This is a genomic window from Synechococcus sp. W70.1 (genome assembly GCF_047461515.1).
Classification (GTDB): Bacteria; Cyanobacteriota; Cyanobacteriia; order Thermostichales; family Thermostichaceae; genus Thermostichus.
Genome location: NZ_JANSHH010000033.1, coordinates 42,704 through 58,420 on the forward strand (window position 1 = coordinate 42,704; position 15,717 = coordinate 58,420).

Below are 15,717 nucleotides of genomic sequence, written 5' to 3' on the forward strand. Positions count from 1 at the left end.
CAGGGGTTGAGGCGCGTTCCTTCGGGATAGCTCCCTACTTCCGTCCTCTGGCTGTGGGGTTGCTCTTGAACCCGCCAGAGGATGAACGATTTCTTCATTTCGTATTATAAGCTACGGTTTTGAGGTTTTCTAGGTAACCTTTAACAAAAATTTTGGCCGCTCTCCCCCGGGGCTACCCCTGCTGGACTGGAGTGCGCGGGGATCTGTCCACGCGGCTGAGGGAAGCAGTATCGTGGAAGAGCCCTCAGGATCGGCTACAAAAGTTCATATTTCGGGGTGGGTGTCCCTGTGCAGGAAGACTTTCGCCTGATTCTGGACATTGCCACAGTACTGGCGGCAGCGGCAGCAGGAGGGCTTCTAGCGGCACTGCTGCGGCAGCCAGTGCTTTTGGGTTACTTGCTAGCCGGGATCCTAGTGGGGCCGACAGGGCTGGGGTGGATTAAAGAGGTGGTGCAGGTGGAAACCTTGGCCCAGTTTGGCGTGACCTTTTTGCTGTTTACCTTGGGGGTGGAGTTTTCCCTCAAAGAGCTGCGCCAAGTGCGCGGGATTGCTCTAGGCGGCGGCCTTTTGCAGATTGGCCTAACGATTGCAGTCACAGCGGTGCTAGCGATGGCCAGTGGCTGGCTGACGCCGGTGCAGGGGATCTTTTTGGGAGCGGTGCTCTCCTTGTCTTCCACGGCGGTGGTGCTCAAAAGCCTCACCGAGACCAACCAGATGGGCACGCCCCAGGCCCAGGCCATGCTGGGGATCTTGATCGTGCAGGATTTGGCGGTAGGGCTAATGCTGGCGGTGTTGCCAGCTTTGGATGCTCCCCTGCCAGAGCTGGCGGGATCCCTGGCTAAGTCAGTAGCGGAAATTGGCCTGGTGGCAGTAGGAGCAGTGCTGGGGGGTATTTGGCTGGTGCCCGCCTTGCTGCGGCTATTGGCCCAGCAGGAGAACAAAGAGGTATTCCTACTGGGGGTCATCAGCCTCTGCGTGGGGATTGCTCTCCTAACCGAGCGGCTGGGCCTTTCCAGCGAGATCGGGGCTTTCATTGCGGGGCTGATGATTTCGGAAGTGGAATACGCCGACCAAACCCTGGCCTACGTAGAGCCCTTGCGGGATGTGTTTGCTGCCCTCTTTTTTGCTGCCATTGGCATGCTCATCGATCCCCGCTTCATTGCTGACCACCTGACGCTGATTCTGGGGCTGGTGGGGCTAGTGATGGTGGGCAAGTTTTGCCTGGTGGCGCCTCTGGCTGGGCTGTTTGGCTACCCCCTCCCGGCGGCGGTGTTGGTAGGGCTGGGCCTTTCTCAGATTGGCGAGTTTTCCTTTGTCCTGGCCAGCGAGGGGCAGGCCCTGGGACTGGTGTCGCGGCAGCTGTATTTGCTCATTGTCAGCACCACTGCTGTTACCTTGCTTGTCACTCCCTTTTTGCTTAAGGGCGCGCCGGGGCTGCTGAGGAAACTGCAAGGGATCCCCTTCTTGTCTCGCTGGCTAGCAGCAGACGAGCGGCCTCGCGACCTGGATGCCAGGGCTCCTCAAGAGGGCCACGTGGTCGTGTGTGGCTACGGTCGGGTGGGGCAAGATGTGGTGCGCATTCTGCAGGCCCGTCGCCATCCCCTTTTGGTAGTTGACTCCTCGGAACAGGTCATCCAACAGCTGCGCTCGCAGGGGATCCCCTACCTCTACGGCAATGCTGCCAGCGCCCTGGTGCTGGAGAAAGCTCGCCTGAACCAAGCTCGCGCCCTGGTCATTGCCTTGCCAGATTGCCTAAGCACCCGCCTCTGCCTCAAACAAGCGCTAGAACTGGCGCCCCACTTGGAGGTAGTGGTGCGGGCCACTCACGAAGAGGACATTGAACAGCTCTACCAGTTGGGGGCTAGAGAAGTCGTCCACCCGGAATTTGAGGCCAGCTTGGGGCTGTGCAGTCACCTGTTGCTCCAGCTGGGCGAGCCCCTGGAGGTTGTCCAGCAGGAGATCCTAGCCATCCGCAGCAGCCACTACCGCAACCTGCGACCTCTCCCCCCCAGTTGCCTAATCCCCACGTCTGTCAGCTGGCCGCCACCACCTCCTGCTAACGGCAGCCATGACGCTAGTCCCTCGGAATCGGTGCTGGCTTGGTGGGAGCAGTGGCGGCGCCCCGGGCAGCCGGAATGGGCAGGGATCCCTAGCTCGGCTGAGTGAGAACACAAGCTGGGGCAAGATTAAGCTGAGTGACTTACTCTCTGGGAGGTCTCTATGCGCTGGCCTGTTTGGCTACCCAGACCACTCGCTTGGTTGAGAGCCTTTGCTCTGCTTGCCCTTTCGGCTCTCGTGGCAGGGGTAGGGAGGACTCTTCTATTTTGGGGAGCAGTAGCCAGCGCTATTTTCGAGAACAAGGCACTTCTGGGGGTAGCCTTTGCCACGACTTGGGTGTCATGGCGTGCCTTGTTGCCTACGTCCATCATTGGCTCACCGGCCCAGAGAACAGGCGTCACCCCACCTTGAGAAGTTGGAGAGGAGGGATTGTGGCGATAGGCGTGGCTGGGGCCAGCTCGGTTATAGGGTAGTTTCAACGCTGCCCTCAACTTGGTCAAGTGGTATCTGGCTACCTGCAGCTTGCGGGGGAGAGAATTCAGCAGCAGCAACTACCCCCGGGCTGGGGTCGCCGCTTCCGGGTAGATAACCAACATCCCCTCGTAGAGGATCTGGCCGGGCTGCAGCTCCAAGCGATCAATGCGCACACCTGGATCCAACTGGATGGGAAAATCTGCCAGGCCAGGGATAGGGATCTCCTGACCTTTACTTATCCACACAGGGTTAACCAGCCGCAACTGGCTAGGGCCCTGAGCCTGCAGCCCAGTCACCACCGTAACGGGCACCTCCGCCCCCTCAGGAGTAACCAGTTGGGCCCGGATGCGTAGCCGCCCTGGCTCTAGGGCAACCTGGGGCTGGCGGATTAAAAAGGGAACCGTTTGCTCTCCAAAGGGCAGTTGCACCCGCGCTTGGGCCAGTTGCGACTGGATGAGGGGAGCCTGAAGGGTGCGATTCAAGTCTGCTTCCGTGAGGCGCAAGCTTACCTGCACTGGCACAGGGGCCAACAGCCGCAGGGGGCTGCGCCCTTGAATAGCTTCCCCCACATTGAGGCGAATATCTTGGCCCCGCAGCCGCAGATGGCTGATCTGGAAGCCTTGGTAGATGAGGTTGTCTCCTGAGACCTGAGCTTGAGGGATCTGACCCTTGAGAATCTGGGCGTCGGAACCGGCAATTTGCACCTGCAAGTTGTCCACCTGCTGCACCTCAGAGCGAATCCAGGCAGCCACCAGAGGATTGAGCAGGGATCCGGCAATTTGGGCAAAGGCAGGCCAGGGCAAAAACATAGCAGGCAGGCCAAGCAGCAGAGCAAACCCCAGCCGCTGCCCCCCGGCGGAGGGCTGTTGTTGGCGGCTAGTTGTTGGGTTCAGGGGGAGAGAGTCCTGTTCAGGCCAAGATGGGGACAGCACGAGGCACCTCAGGGGAATAGGAACCAAAAGGCGAGAAGCTAGGGGGCTTTCTCGGGCCAGGCTAGGACTAGATTACGACAGGGCGGTGGCAGCGCCCAGGGGCTTCTCGCGCACTCTTGGGGAAGCTAGCCGTCTATCAACTGCCACCAAAGATACCCCAACCGCAGGTAGTGAAGCCGCAAGCCAGGGAAAGGGAAAACCCGCGGCGGCTGACGAAAGAGGGCACTGATCTGGGGTCGATTACCGGCGATATCCTGAGCCAAGATTTTGCCCGCCCACACCCCCGTGGCCACACCGCTGCCATGGTAGGCTAGGCCGTACCACAGGCTGGGATCCGTCGGCGAAGGGCCGATGTGAGGGTGAAGCTGGCGGGAGAGGCAAACCAAGCCATTCCAGGCGTACTCAATCTCCACCCCCTCCCAGGCGGGAAAGAGGCGGTAGAGCCGCTGCACCATCCAAGCTTGCAGGCGCTGCCGTTGCCCTGGGTCGTCGCAGGTGCCATCCCGCCCCCCAAATAGCAGCCGCCCATCGGGCAAGAGACGGTAGTAGAACAGAAGCCGCCGCGTGTCGTAGACAGGGGTCGGATCCCACCAGCCCTGAGCTTTTTGCTCCGCTGGCGTCAGGGGGCGGGTCACCACGATGTTGGAAAGCACCGGCAGCAGGGATCCCGCCAGTTGGGGATAGAGGTGGGCTGGCGTGTAGCCGTTGGTGGCAATCACCAGGTGGCGCGCCCGCACCGTCCCCCCCGGTGTATGGCAAAGGTGGTAGGATCCCACTTTCTCCCAGGCGATAACCGGGCTAGCACTGTATAGCTGGGCTCCCCACCGGCGGGCAGCCTGAGCTAGCCCCTGGGTAAGCTTGAGGGGGTTGAGGCCAAAACCAATGCCAATGTGGAGAGCGCCGTAGTTCTCCCGACTGTCGAAGCCCCGCTCCCGCAGCTCTTTGGGGCTAAGGAGCTGAACGGGGTAGCCGGCCACCTGGGTGTAGATCTGGTATTCCGCCTCCAACTCCTGCCAAGCACTGGGGCGATGGGCCACCGCGTACCAGCCCTGGCCCTGGGCATCCAGGGAAAAGCCCTCGGTAGCAGCCAGCTCCTGGACGGTTTCCACTGCCTGCCATTGATCCCGGTAGTAGCGCTCCGTCTCCGCTAGCCCTACCCGCCGTACCATCTGGGCGTGAGTCAGGCAGCTTGCCCCCACGCCGCAGAAACCGCCGTTACGCCCCGAGGCTCCCCAGCCCAGGGATCCCGCCTCCAGCAGGCAGGCGGAAATGCCGTGATCGCGGACTAGGTGCAGGGCTGTCGAAAGCCCTGTGAACCCGCCCCCAATGATGGCTACCTCAGCCTCCACCTGCCCTTGCAGAGGTGCTGGGTGTCGCCAACTGGAGTCTGCTATCGTGCTGTCCCAGTAACTGCCAACTGGATAGGAAGGATCGTAGGTTCTAGCAGGATAGGGGTTTGTTTTGGGGCAAAAACTCCAAGAAAGCATAGAAGCCCTGAGGTCAAGAACTCGTTCTTGAAAGTTCAGAAAATCCGCTTCTGCAGCAGCAGCCTCTTCGGCAGCGAGCAGCAGTAGGAAGCTTTGCTGCCGGTCCCCGCTGGCCAAGGCCCTGCAGCAGCTACTGAAGATGGAAAACAGCAGCCAACTGTTGCCCACACCCCTTACTAGGGGCGCATAGCTAGCTACCCCCCTCGCCTGAGCTAGGGTAGGGGCGGGGCGGATCCCCTGCCGGGATAGACAAATTGGACAAACTTTCCCTCTGCCCCAATGAGCCTTTCTGCTGGCCAAAGGGTGCGGCTGTTGCCAAAGGCTGGTATTCCAGCCCTAACCAGGGCTGCAGTCTCGACTGTTACCGCTAAGGATTTTGGTGAGCAGGTAGAGCTTGTCCATCTTTCTTTCCAAGGTCAAACCGCTTTCCCCGCACGGGGAAGCCAGGCTGCCCAAGCCAGCGCCCGTGTCACCGACCCAGTAGCTTCACCAGCAAAACGCCCAACCCGTACAGGAACGTGATCGCGCCGGCTAGGAGGCTCTGGGTAAGGGGATCCGTGGAAGGGGTAAGAATGGCCCCCGCCACCACTGAAGCCACAACGACGTAGCGCCAGCCCTTGAGCATCTGCTCGGCAGTTACCAGCCCCAAAGCCCCCAGCAGTGCCTGCAGAATTGGCACCTGAAAGGCCAAGCCAGTGCTGAACATCAACAGCAGCACAAACTCAAAGTAGCGATCGATGGACCATGCCTGCTCCACTACCCCTTCCCCATAGCGAATAAAGAAGTTCAGCGCTGCCGGAATGAGAAGGTAGTAGGCAAAGGCTAAGCCCGCCACAAACAAGAGGCTGGATCCCAGCACCGCCGGTCCCAGCAGCCTGATCTCCTTGACGCTTAGCCCTGGCAACACAAAGCGGACGATTTGGTAGAGCAAAAAGGGCGTGGCCAAGAGCAAGCCGGCATAGGCCGCTACCTTGAGGGAGACGAAGAAGTACTCGCCCGGCGCCAGTTGCAGGAAGGTTACCCCCTGGGCTGGCACCTCCAGAAAAGCAACAAGGCGGTTTACCCCCAAAAAACAGGCGACGATGCACAGGCCCACAGCAATGAGGCTGGCCAAGAGGCGGCGGCGCAGCTCCTCCAGGTGCTCCACCAAGGTCATCTCGACCTCGTAGGGAAACTCTGGATTGGGCACCCGCGTGGGCGCTTGCGCTGGCGCAGCTTGCTGCGAGGAGTCAGTCTCAGAGGCAAGGGGCATGAGCCGGCTGGCAACACAACCTTTCCCGCTATCTTAGCCTTGCCCCAGCCTCAAGGAAAAGCGCCCGCCCAACACGCCCCCCTCAGCATGGGTCAGCGCACCGCTGTTCCAGGAAACTCTTTATTAGGTGGCGGTTAACGGCAAGCAAGGGGAGCCAACTTCCCCTCCCAGGTAAGATAGTTACGCGGTGCTAACTGCCAGCTTTGCGGCAAGACAGCGTCTATTCCAGACTGGGGATGGAGGTATGGGACAAGGGCAACTCCGGCGCGGCATCCTAATTGGTCTGGGCCTGCTGGCGGCCATGAGCGTGTGGGTAATCGCTTGGCTGCTCGCCCAAAGTCCGCTGGCCTTGTTGCTGGTTCGCCATGAGCTGCCGCCGATTGTGGGCCTGGCCCCCCGCTCCACCCAGGCGCTGCTGCTGCTAGCTGTTCCCCTGGAAAATCTGCAGGCGTTTTGGCAAGCGGCAACCCCCGCCTCCCAGCGACGCGCTACCCGCCAGCAGTGGCGCAAATTTTTCTCCAGCGAAGGTCCAGGATGGCTGGGATCCCTCTTGGCGGGGGGATCCCTGAATTTCGAGCGGGAGGTGCAGCCCTGGCTGGGAAAAAGCACCCTCTTGGCCAGCTTGCCGGAGTGGGGCACCTTGGTTGCCCTGGAAATCCGCAAGCCGGCGCTGGCGCAGTTTGAGCTCAACCTGTTGTGGGAGCGGCAGAGTTTGGCCGGTCTGCCGGTCCAGGTGGACACCTACAAGGGCATCCAGGTAGTTTCCAGTCCGCTGCCAGGGTTGCCGGGGTTTGCGGCAGCCCTTTTCGGGGAGCGCTACGTGCTGTTGGCGGAGAAGGCAGCAGCCCTTCGCGCCGCTATCGATGCCTGGCAGGTGCCGCAGTTGTCGCTCATGGCCGAGCCGCAGTTTCGGCAGGTCATCCAGGCGCTGCCACCGGCGCAGGTAGGTTGGGCCTTCTGGCAAAATCCGCAGCCGGCCTCCGCCGAAGGGTTGACCTTACAGGCGGTGGGGCTGGGGCTAGGGGTGAGCTTTCAGGGTTTGCTAGCAGAAACGGCTGCCCTTTGGCATACGCCTGCCAACTTCGCCCTGCCTAGGAGCGAAGCTTTTCGTCCCCAGGTTATTGGTCAGCTGCCCGACGAGACGCTGGCGCTGGTGTCCGGCCGCAACTGGGCTGTCTTTTGGCAAAGCCTGGGCCAGGTGCAGCCCCTCCGCCTTCTGGGATTGCCGCTGGATCCGGGTCAGTGGGGGCCAGCCCAGGTCGACCTGGACTGGCAGTGGCTGGTGCCGGAAACGGGAGAGTTTGCCCTTGCCCTTCTACCCGCGGATGGGAAACCGGCCTGGCTCTGGGTTGGCAAGAGGCCGGAGGCACCGACGCTGGATGAGCGGGCAATTGCCCAGGGCTGGCAGGTGGTGTCGATGGCAACAAAACACGGCGTCGCCACCGCCTGGAGCAAACCCGTAGTCCAGCCCCTAGCAGAGGCGCTGCCTCAGAACCTGCCCGCGATCCCAAAGCCGCCGCCGCTAGCCCAGGTGTATCACGCTGACCGGGACGGCTATTCCTATCTGGCTTCGTCTTTGGCGGCTCTGGAAGCGGCCCTGGCAGATCCCCCCTTGAGCGCCACTCGCGCCTGGCGCCGCCTGGTGGCTCCCCTACCTCACCGCAACCTGGGTTATGGATATGGATCCCTAGGCTTACTGGAAACCTGGCTGCCTCAGCTTTCGGGATCCCGCTGGTCATCCACTCGCTTTGCCTTTGCCACTACTACCCTGAAGTTCTCTGAAGCTCCCTACCCCGATCGGGGCTGCTGGCTTCTCCAGAGGGGCAAGCTGTTTTGGCAGTGGTATTAGACTATCCAGGGATCGCGGCAGCCGGGGTAGATGAACTTGGCCAAATAGACTTGGTTGCCCGTCTCGTTCCATTCCACGAAGTCAAAGATTTGGGTCAGCAGGAGCACCCCCCGGCCCGATTCCTCTGTTTCCAAGAGGCCGCAGCGGCAGCGCTGCAGCTCCTGCTGGGGACAGAAGCCGGATCCCTGATCCCGCACTAGCCACTGGTAGAAGCGCTCGGAGCTGGTGTATTCGACGATCACCCTCTTGTTGGGATCCAGACCATTGCCATGGCGGACAGCGTTGATGAGGGCTTCTTGCAGGCCCAGGCGTACCTCTGCCCTCCAGGGAGGAGGAACTTTGGCAACCAACAGATCCAGAATCGGCTGAGTGTAGAGGGTGGAGGGAAAGCTGATAACGCTCCAGGAGCAATGGGCGGGTTTTAGGGACAGGGCAATCACAGGGGCGGTCTTCCCGGCGCACAACGCTCTTGTCGATCTTAGCAATGGCCGTCTGCGTCGGCCGGCGCAGGCCAGTTTGGGGAAAGGGATAGCTACTTTTGCCGTACCATCTTGAGTGGTGAAGCTCTTCGCGGTTACCTCTGGTGTTATGGCGATCAAAGTTGGCGATAAAGTTAGGGTGCGCTCCATTCGCGATCGCGGGCAGGAAGAGGTGAGCGCCTTGGTGGGCAAGGAGGGCGTGGTCCTGGCGCGGCGGGTGGTCGATGGCAGCGGCATTGGCTATATCCTGGAGTTTCCTGACCGCTCGCGGCACTGGTTTTTCGAAAGTGAGGTGGAGGAGGTCGATTCCAACCCGACGCAGGAGAAGGCTCGCTGAAGCGCTGGAGGTGGCCTAGCAAGTTTCCCTAAGCGGGTGTTTGGCTGGGTAGCCAGCTTTGGCGCTGTTGCTAGAGAAGCGTGTTGGTTTATCTTGCCGTTGTTGGGATTAGGTAGCTGTGGCTTCTCCCCATTTAAATCGCCGTTTGTTGGCCCGCCAGATGGCTGCGCAAGTGGATGGCCTGACCGTCAAAATGGCTGCCGCTGCCCTAGAGGCAATGCTAGACAGCATCAGCCAATGTCTGGCGGAAGGAGGATCCGTGCGGCTGGCGCGCTTTGGCACCTTCTTGCTGCGGCCCCGTCCGGCCCGGCAAACCTATCACCCCCGCACTAAGGCTCCTGTCCACATCCCGGCTGCCCAAGTGCCCTATTTTGTCCCCAGCCCGGAGTTGGGACGCCCTAGGAGAAAACGCCGAGGGGATCTGGAAGCGCCGGCATCCGTCTAGAATGGCCGTTCTGGTTTGGTTTCGGACCGATTTGCGCCTGCTGGATCACCAGCCGCTGACGCGCGCTTGCCAGCAGGGATCCTTCCTCATTCCCCTCTACTGCCTGGATCCGCGCCACTTTGGCCGGACGGCCTTTGGCTTTCCTAAGACCGGTCCTTTCCGCGCCCAGTTCCTGCTGGAAAGCCTGGCTGACCTGCGGCAGCAGCTTCGGGCCCGCGGCTCTGATCTGGTCATCCGCCAAGGCCAGCCGGAGCAGGTGATCCCGGCCCTGGCGCGGGAGTGGGGGGTGAAGGCTGTCTATGCCCACGAAGAGGTGGGCACGGAGGAGGAGGCGGTTGCCAGGGCCCTGCAGCAAGCGCTTCAGCCCTTAGGGATCCCGCTGCACCTGGAGTGGGGCCACACTCTCTACCATCCTGCTGACCTCCCCTTTGCCCTGGCAGACCTGCCGGAGGTGTTCACCCGCTTCCGCCAGCAGGTGGAAGCCAAGGCCGCCATTCGCGCTCCCCTGCCCATCCCCTCCCTGCCGCCCCTGCCGCCAGGGCTGGACCCTGGCCCTCTGCCCACTCTGGCGGAGCTGGGGTTGAGCTTGCCGCCGCCGGATCCCCGCGCCCGCTTTGTCTATACCGGCGGCAGCACCGCTGCCCAGGCGCGCCTGCAGACCTATATCTGGGATCTGGATCGGCTGCGCGTCTACAAAGAAACCCGCAACGGCATGCTGGATCCCAACGACAGCTCGCGTCTTTCTGCCTGGTTGGCGTTGGGTTGCCTTTCTCCTCGCACGGTGTATGCCGAAGTCAAGCGCTACGAGGAGGAGCGGGTGCGCAACGAATCCACCTACTGGCTGGTCTTCGAGCTGCTGTGGCGGGATTACTTTCGCTTCATCCTGGCCAAGCATGGCGCCAAGCTGTTTCGTCCCTCGGGGATCCAAGGGATCCCCATCCCCTGGCAGCAGGACTGGGACCGCTTTCAGGCTTGGTGCCGCGGCGAGACCGGCTACCCTCTGGTGGATGCCAACATGCGGGAGTTGGCCGCCACTGGCTTTATGTCCAACCGCGGGCGGCAGAATGTGGCCAGCTTTCTCACCAAGAACCTGGGGATCGACTGGCGCTTGGGGGCGGAATGGTTTGAGTCGCTGCTGATTGACTACGACGTGGCCAGCAACTACGGCAACTGGAACTACACCGCCGGCGTGGGCAACGATGCGCGCGGCTTTCGCTACTTCCACATTCCCAAGCAATCCCGCGACTACGATCCCCAGGGCCACTACCTACGCCACTGGCTGCCGGAGCTGGCCGGGATCCCGGGGGACAAGATCCACGAGCCCTACCGCCTCAGCGCTGCTGAGCAAAAGCAGTTTGGCGTGCGGCTGGGGGTAGACTATCCCCGCCCCGTGGTGGATTTGGCAAAGTCCCTGCAGGCCAGTCGGCGGGCTTACGAAGCGGCCCTGGCCCGTCACCGTCGCACCTAGGGAGATCCCCTCGAAACGGGAGTGGCGGGCTAGGGGACGACGCGGCTAAGACGCCGCAAGCCAGGCAGGCCAGCATCCGCCACTACCAAGCTGCCGTCTGGCAAGGCAAGCAGAGAGCCAGGCCGCTGGAAGCGAGCTGAGACCACCGGGCCATCCTGCCAGCCCGGCTCATCCCCCCCGGCCAGGGTAGAGACCTGCCCGCTGGGCTGAAGACGGCGAATGCGGCGGTTGTCTTGGTCGGCCAGCCAGAGGACCCCCGCACTGTCGAAAGCCAGCCCCGCAAGGGTTTGAAAACGGGCCTCCGCCAGAGGGCCATCGCGGTAGCCTGCTTCCGCCTGGGAGAGGGTGGTCAGGTGTCCGTCGGCAGAGAGCCGGCGCAGGCGATGCCTATCGGCAATCCAGAGGTTACCCGCCTTGTCCACTGCCAGAGCTGTCGGCTCCAGAAGCTGGGCTTGGTCTGCCGGCCCATCCGCGGATCCCGGCTGGCCAGTGCCAGCGGCCGTCGTCACCTTGCCCGTGGGAGTGATGCGGCGGATGCGGCGGTTGGCGCGATCGGCCACGTAAAGGCTGCCGTCCAGACCCAGGGCCAGGCCAAAGGGTTCGCGAAACTGCGCCTCGTCGCGCTCTCCATCTCGGTGGCCGGCTGAACAGGTGCCGGCAAAGGTGCTCACCCACCGCTGTCGGCTGATGTAGCGCAGGCAATGGTTGCCGCTGTCGGCCACCCACAACCCCCCCTTGGGATCCCAAAGTAGCCCTTGGGGGGAGTGAAACTGGGCCTGCTCCGCCACCCCATCCCGGTGGCCGGCCTTGCCGCTGCCCGCCCACACCTCCAGTTCCCCTTCGGGGGAAAGCCGGAAAATGCGGTGCTGGGCCGGGTCGGCTAAGTAAAAGAACCCCTCGGGGTCTGCGGCAATGCCGCCGATCTGCTGCAGGGAGATCCCGGCCTCCCCCTCGTTATCGGAGCTGCTGCCCTCCGGCTTGGCTGCCGCAGCGGTGCGGCCATCGAGGAGGGTCTCCACTCGCCAGCCCGAGGCCGCTGTAGGAGTGGGGGTTGGAGTGGGCCACTCGTCAATCCAGGTTCCCAGTCCTTGTCCTTCAGCGTCGGCCACCGCCACCCAGACCGTGCCGGAAAGAGAGGCTGGCGGCATCACCGTCAGACTGTTGCGGCTGCGCGAGCGAATTTCCCCCCTCAGGATGCGCTCCGGATTGGCGGCTGAGGCAAAAAGAACGCTTTCCACCCGCTCCAGATTTTCCCCCGACAGCAACAACGGCTGGCCAGGCGCCGGCACCCCTGCCCCTGCGTGCAGCAGCGGCACTTCCACCTCGGAGAGCACCAGCAGGCTCAGGCGGCGACTGCTGCTGTCAGCGCTTCCAGAGCGGGCAGAAAGAGTCAGGGATCCCTTTCCTTGTGCCAAGGTGGTGGATCCCCGGTAGGCGACAGCCCTGAGCTCGGCTTCGCCAGCGGGCGGGTCGGTAAAGGTGAAGGTGGCTGGTTGCCCCGGGCGTAGGGGCGCGTTGGCAGTCTGGCGATAGCTGCCCAGGTTAATGCTCAGGTCGATCCCTTCCACCCCCGGCCAGGTAGGGGTGCGGGCCAGCCAGCGCTCCACCTCAGAAGCCGGCAGCTGGGCCACCAGATCGGATCCCTGTTCTTGGAGCAGCAAAACGATGCGGTTGCTGGGCACCGTCAAACCCGATTGGCGGGCCTGTTCGAGCGTGAGGGCAAAGGTGGAAAGACCAAGGGGAGTTGGCGTGAAAACTGGCTGCAGGGTAGAAGGGGGAACAAGGCTGGGAGAGACATTCGAGGAAGAGAGCTTGCCGCAGGCTGAGAGGGCCAGCACCAGGGCACTGAGTGCAGGCAGGGAGAGCAGCGCAGGGGAAACCCATCGTTGCATCGTGCAGCTCATCCTCTTCCACAAACTGGGAAGTGGCGGCAACCCAAACCCCTCATGTTGACACCGACTACCTAAAAGCCGGCAGAAATTGCCCCGCTGCCTTCCTTCCGACAGCCACGCCCCAGCGTCTATTCGGCAAGGAGAAGCCCCCGAACCACTGTCCTGGGCCTTTAACCCTAACTCTACTCATGCTTAATCTGTCTCACCCAAAAGGGTGAGTTGCACTCCTCACTCCCTCTATCCTTACGCAAATCCCTTTCGAAAAGCCAGCTGCAATCTGATGCTTCCTAAGCCAGGTCTGTTTTTGTTCGCCCAACGGTCAGAGACGGGATCCCGAGCAGAAGCCTTCGGTGTCGTCGCTTCTGGGGATCGACACCCCTCCAGCTTGCCTCCGCCCCAGGCAGAGCTGAGGACTACCGGCACCCCTAGCGCAATCCAGGTTTCTGCTGCCAAAGAGGTGGGGCTGACCCAAGCGGCAGAGCAGCCAGAAGCAACAAGCTCCCTCACTGGCGAAGGGCTTGGGTTCATCTTGCCTTCCTAGTAGCAAGATACCGCCGGATGCCCCTTAATGTACCAGCGCCACGGGAGCTCCACCCCACGGGTAATGCCGATGCGGGTGGTCTGGACAATGGGGAACTGCGCTTCCCAGGCAGGGGATCCCTCCAGCCAAATGCCTTCCTGGCCGACTGCCACCGGCTCCAGCCGCCAGCCGTTGTGGGATCCGTCAATGCGCAACGCCTGACAGAGCAGGCCTGGCCCCGCCGCCACCCGCGCCGGTTTCATGCGCTTATTGGCCGGGATCCACTCCGGCAGGCAATCCAACTGGGCTGCGCGGATTAGAACGGCTGACGCGATCCCCTCCGCGTCGGTGACGATGTTCAGACAGTGGTAGAGGCCGTAGATGCGATAGACGTAGAGATGCCCTGGCGGCCCAAACATCACCTGGTTGCGGCGGGTCTTACGGCGATAGGCGTGGCAGGCCGGATCCCCAGCTGTGTAGGCTTCTGTTTCCACAATCTGGGCCCGCACCTGCAGCCCATCGGCAAATTGTCGCACCAGCACCATGCCTAGCAGAGCAGGCGCTACCACCGGCGCTGGCTGGCTCAGCCAGTCCCTAGCGTCCACCGTAGGCTCACTAGCCCTCAGCCCCCTGCCACAGCAGGGACAATGCTCACCTCATCTCCATCCTGCAGAGGGGTGTCGGATCCTTTCAGGAAGCGAATGTCTTCGCTGTTAACGTAAAGATTGACAAAGCGGCGCAATTCTCCCCTCTCATCGCACAGCCGCGCCTTGATGCCTGGATAGTTTTGCTCCAAAGCCTCCAGCAGTTCACGGATGGTGGATCCCTCGCAACTCACCACCTCCTGGTTCCGGGTGAGCGCCCGCAGCGTGGTGGGAATTAACACCTTGACTGCCATAAGCCCAGTGCTTCGTCCATCGACCAACATTAGAAGACCAAGGTAGCAGCACCCTGTCAATGCCGTGAATTGTTCACGTTGACCCCCTTGACCCGAAGGCGGGTCTGTACCAGGAAAGTTCTTGGGGGATCCCCCCTCTTCAAACCGAGGCCTCCTGCCAGTCCAGCCGCTCCAGGGTGCGGGCCCGCTCCAGCGCCTGTTCAAAGCTCTCCAGCTTGGGCGAAATTACCAGCGGGTGGCCCACATGCGCCTGCACCGCCTCCTGGGTTTTCAAGCCATTGCCGGTAATATAGGCTACCGTAATCGCCTCGGGATCGAGCTGGCCGGCTTCGGCCAGGCGTTTGAGCACGGCAACGGTGGTGCCGCCAGCCGTCTCGGTGAAGATGCCCTCAGTCTCGGCTAGGAGCTTGATGCCGGCAATGATCTCGGGATCCGTGGCCGTCTCGATCTGGCCGCCGGTCTTGCGGGCAATCTCCAGGGCATAGATGCCATCAGCAGGGTTGCCGATGGCAATGGATTTGGCGATGGTGTTCGGCTTAACGGGAGTAACAAAATCCCGCCCCTCGCGGAAGGCCTGGGCGATGGGCGCACAGCCCCGGGCCTGGGCGCCGTGGAAAATAACCGGCTTTTCTGCCACCAGGCCCACCTTCACGAACTCCTGAAAACCTTTGTAAACCTTAGTGTACAGGGATCCCGACGCCAGCGGGATCACCACCTGATCCGGCAGTTGCCAGCCCAGTTGCTCCGCCACCTCGTAGGCTAAGGTTTTCGAGCCTTCTGCGTAGTAGGGGCGCAGGTTGATGTTGACAAAGCCCCAGCCGTAGCGATCCGCCACCTCGGCGCAGAGGCGGTTCACCTGGTCGTAGTTGCCCTCCACAGCCATGACGGTGGGCCTGTAGATGAGGGATCCCAGTACCTTGCCTGCCTCCAGATCCGCCGGGATGAAGATAGTGCACTCTAGGCCGGCATGGGCGGCAATGGCAGCCGTGGAGTTGGCCAAATTGCCCGTGCTAGCGCAAGAGACCGTGGTAAAGCCCAGCTCCTTGGCGCGGGTCAAGGCTACCGACACCACCCGATCCTTGAAGCTGAGGGTGGGCATGTTGACGGCATCGTTCTTGAGGTAGAGGTTTTTTAACCCCAGTCGCCGCCCCAGCCGCTCCGCTTTCACTAGGGGAGTCATGCCGGTGCCGACATCGATAGGGCGCTCCGAAACCACCGGCAGGAAAGGCCGATAGCGCCAGATAGACAGCGGCCCAGCTTGGATGCTCTGCCGGCTGACGACGCTCTTGAGCCAGTCGTAGTCGTAGACCACTTCCAGGGGGCCAAAACACAGGTCGCACACGTGCTTGGCGACCGGCTCGTACTCGGCCCCACATTCGCGGCAGCGCAAACGGCTAAAGCCCACCTGCGGGTTACGCAAGGCAGAGTTGGAGGGCAAATCAGCAGAGCCAAGCAGGCGTTGGGAAAGGGTTGGCGTCATAGGAAGCCTTCAGCGGGAGAAATGGATCTGGCTTACCCAGCCCGAGGTCAATCCTATCACCCGCGATCTAGCCCGTCAACCAAACCCGACTAAAATAGTCTGGATTTGGCTCTGGCCAAGAGGCAGGAAGGTTCCTACCCTGGAGT

General features: G+C 62.0%; 14 protein-coding genes and 1 riboswitch. Of the genes, 6 read left to right on the forward strand and 8 right to left on the reverse strand.

All coding sequences use genetic code 11. The annotated features are described in order from the left end of the window. Positions 1-10: 10 nt before the first annotated feature. Positions 11-90, reverse strand: a riboswitch (Glutamine riboswitch). 198 nt (positions 91-288) lie between these two features. Continuing rightward, positions 289-2,166, forward strand: coding sequence for a cation:proton antiporter (locus NW808_RS09265; RefSeq protein WP_414420996.1), 1,878 nt, complete (start codon positions 289-291; stop codon positions 2,164-2,166). Between the two features lie 443 nt (positions 2,167-2,609). Here the strand turns inward: NW808_RS09265 and NW808_RS09270 are convergent, their stop codons facing one another. The 3 genes from NW808_RS09270 to tatC form a co-directional block, all read right to left on the reverse strand. Beyond that, the gene (locus NW808_RS09270; protein WP_414420997.1) at positions 2,610-3,341 is read right to left on the reverse strand and encodes a DUF2993 domain-containing protein; all 732 of its coding nucleotides are present in this window, start codon (positions 3,339-3,341) and stop codon (positions 2,610-2,612) included. A gap of 248 nt (positions 3,342-3,589) precedes the next feature. After that, positions 3,590-4,813: an NAD(P)/FAD-dependent oxidoreductase gene (locus NW808_RS09275; RefSeq protein ID WP_414420998.1), complete on the reverse strand. Its 1,224-nt coding sequence runs from the start codon at positions 4,811-4,813 to the stop codon at positions 3,590-3,592. A 607-nt stretch (positions 4,814-5,420) separates the two neighbouring features. Next, positions 5,421-6,107, reverse strand: a complete 687-nt coding sequence (gene tatC / locus NW808_RS09280; protein WP_414421061.1) for a twin-arginine translocase subunit TatC — start codon at positions 6,105-6,107, stop codon at positions 5,421-5,423. A 340-nt stretch (positions 6,108-6,447) separates the two neighbouring features. Between tatC and NW808_RS09285 the strand changes: the two genes are divergently transcribed. Then, a complete protein-coding gene (locus NW808_RS09285) occupies positions 6,448-8,052 on the forward strand; it encodes a DUF3352 domain-containing protein (RefSeq protein WP_414420999.1) in 1,605 nt (534 codons plus the stop codon). On the opposite strand, the gene NW808_RS09290 is transcribed toward NW808_RS09285, so the two are convergent. Then, complete coding sequence (locus tag NW808_RS09290) at positions 8,049-8,492, reverse strand: ATP-binding protein (protein ID WP_414409879.1); 444 nt, start codon at positions 8,490-8,492, stop codon at positions 8,049-8,051. The two genes, NW808_RS09285 and NW808_RS09290, sit on opposite strands and share 4 nt — an antisense overlap. 148 nt (positions 8,493-8,640) lie before the next feature. Here NW808_RS09290 and NW808_RS09295 point away from each other — a divergent pair, with 148 nt between their 5' ends. From NW808_RS09295 to NW808_RS09305, 3 genes are all read left to right on the forward strand, one after another. Continuing rightward, positions 8,641-8,868: a cytochrome b6f subunit family protein gene (locus tag NW808_RS09295; RefSeq protein ID WP_414405707.1), complete on the forward strand. Its 228-nt coding sequence runs from the start codon at positions 8,641-8,643 to the stop codon at positions 8,866-8,868. Positions 8,869-8,986: 118 nt separating this feature from the next. Next, on the forward strand, positions 8,987-9,313 hold the full coding sequence (locus NW808_RS09300) for an HU family DNA-binding protein (RefSeq protein WP_414421000.1): 327 nt from the start codon (positions 8,987-8,989) through the stop codon (positions 9,311-9,313). A gap of 1 nt (position 9,314) precedes the next feature. Further along, a complete protein-coding gene (locus NW808_RS09305) occupies positions 9,315-10,781 on the forward strand; it encodes a DASH family cryptochrome (protein WP_414421001.1) in 1,467 nt (488 codons plus the stop codon). A gap of 29 nt (positions 10,782-10,810) precedes the next feature. Here the strand turns inward: NW808_RS09305 and NW808_RS09310 are convergent, their stop codons facing one another. After that, the gene (locus NW808_RS09310) at positions 10,811-12,673 is read right to left on the reverse strand and encodes an NHL repeat-containing protein (RefSeq protein WP_414421002.1); all 1,863 of its coding nucleotides are present in this window, start codon (positions 12,671-12,673) and stop codon (positions 10,811-10,813) included. A gap of 280 nt (positions 12,674-12,953) precedes the next feature. Between NW808_RS09310 and NW808_RS09315 the strand changes: the two genes are divergently transcribed. After that, positions 12,954-13,214 carry a hypothetical protein gene (locus NW808_RS09315; RefSeq protein ID WP_414421003.1) on the forward strand — a complete coding sequence of 87 codons (261 nt, stop codon included), beginning with the start codon at positions 12,954-12,956 and terminating at the stop codon, positions 13,212-13,214. Here the strand turns inward: NW808_RS09315 and NW808_RS09320 are convergent. The 3 genes from NW808_RS09320 to thrC all read right to left on the reverse strand — a co-directional run bounded on the left by NW808_RS09320 (position 13,211) and on the right by thrC (position 15,571). Beyond that, the gene (locus tag NW808_RS09320) at positions 13,211-13,798 is read right to left on the reverse strand and encodes a DNA-3-methyladenine glycosylase (protein ID WP_414421004.1); all 588 of its coding nucleotides are present in this window, start codon (positions 13,796-13,798) and stop codon (positions 13,211-13,213) included. The genes NW808_RS09315 and NW808_RS09320 overlap by 4 nt on opposite strands. 17 nt (positions 13,799-13,815) lie before the next feature. Further along, positions 13,816-14,091, reverse strand: a complete 276-nt coding sequence (locus NW808_RS09325; RefSeq protein ID WP_414405712.1) for a ubiquitin-like small modifier protein 1 — start codon at positions 14,089-14,091, stop codon at positions 13,816-13,818. 139 nt (positions 14,092-14,230) lie between these two features. Further along, a complete protein-coding gene (gene thrC / locus NW808_RS09330; protein WP_414405713.1) occupies positions 14,231-15,571 on the reverse strand; it encodes a threonine synthase in 1,341 nt (446 codons plus the stop codon). Positions 15,572-15,717: the final 146 nt, after the last annotated feature.

What these genes read in the sequence shown, in the direction of transcription:
- NW808_RS09270 (WP_414420997.1), bottom strand. Translation starts at nt 3,341, where the DNA reads ATGTTTTTGCCCTGGCCTGCCTTTGCCCAAATTGCCGGATCCCTGCTC.
- tatC (WP_414421061.1), bottom strand. Translation starts at nt 6,107, where the DNA reads ATGACCTTGGTGGAGCACCTGGAGGAGCTGCGCCGCCGCCTCTTGGCC.
- NW808_RS09285 (WP_414420999.1), top strand. Translation starts at nt 6,448, where the DNA reads ATGGGACAAGGGCAACTCCGGCGCGGCATCCTAATTGGTCTGGGCCTG.
- NW808_RS09295 (WP_414405707.1), top strand. Translation starts at nt 8,641, where the DNA reads ATGGCGATCAAAGTTGGCGATAAAGTTAGGGTGCGCTCCATTCGCGAT.
- NW808_RS09305 (WP_414421001.1), top strand. Translation starts at nt 9,315, where the DNA reads ATGGCCGTTCTGGTTTGGTTTCGGACCGATTTGCGCCTGCTGGATCAC.
- NW808_RS09310 (WP_414421002.1), bottom strand. Translation starts at nt 12,673, where the DNA reads ATGCAACGATGGGTTTCCCCTGCGCTGCTCTCCCTGCCTGCACTCAGT.
- NW808_RS09315 (WP_414421003.1), top strand. Translation starts at nt 12,954, where the DNA reads ATGCTTCCTAAGCCAGGTCTGTTTTTGTTCGCCCAACGGTCAGAGACG.
- NW808_RS09325 (WP_414405712.1), bottom strand. Translation starts at nt 14,091, where the DNA reads ATGGCAGTCAAGGTGTTAATTCCCACCACGCTGCGGGCGCTCACCCGG.
- thrC (WP_414405713.1), bottom strand. Translation starts at nt 15,571, where the DNA reads ATGACGCCAACCCTTTCCCAACGCCTGCTTGGCTCTGCTGATTTGCCC.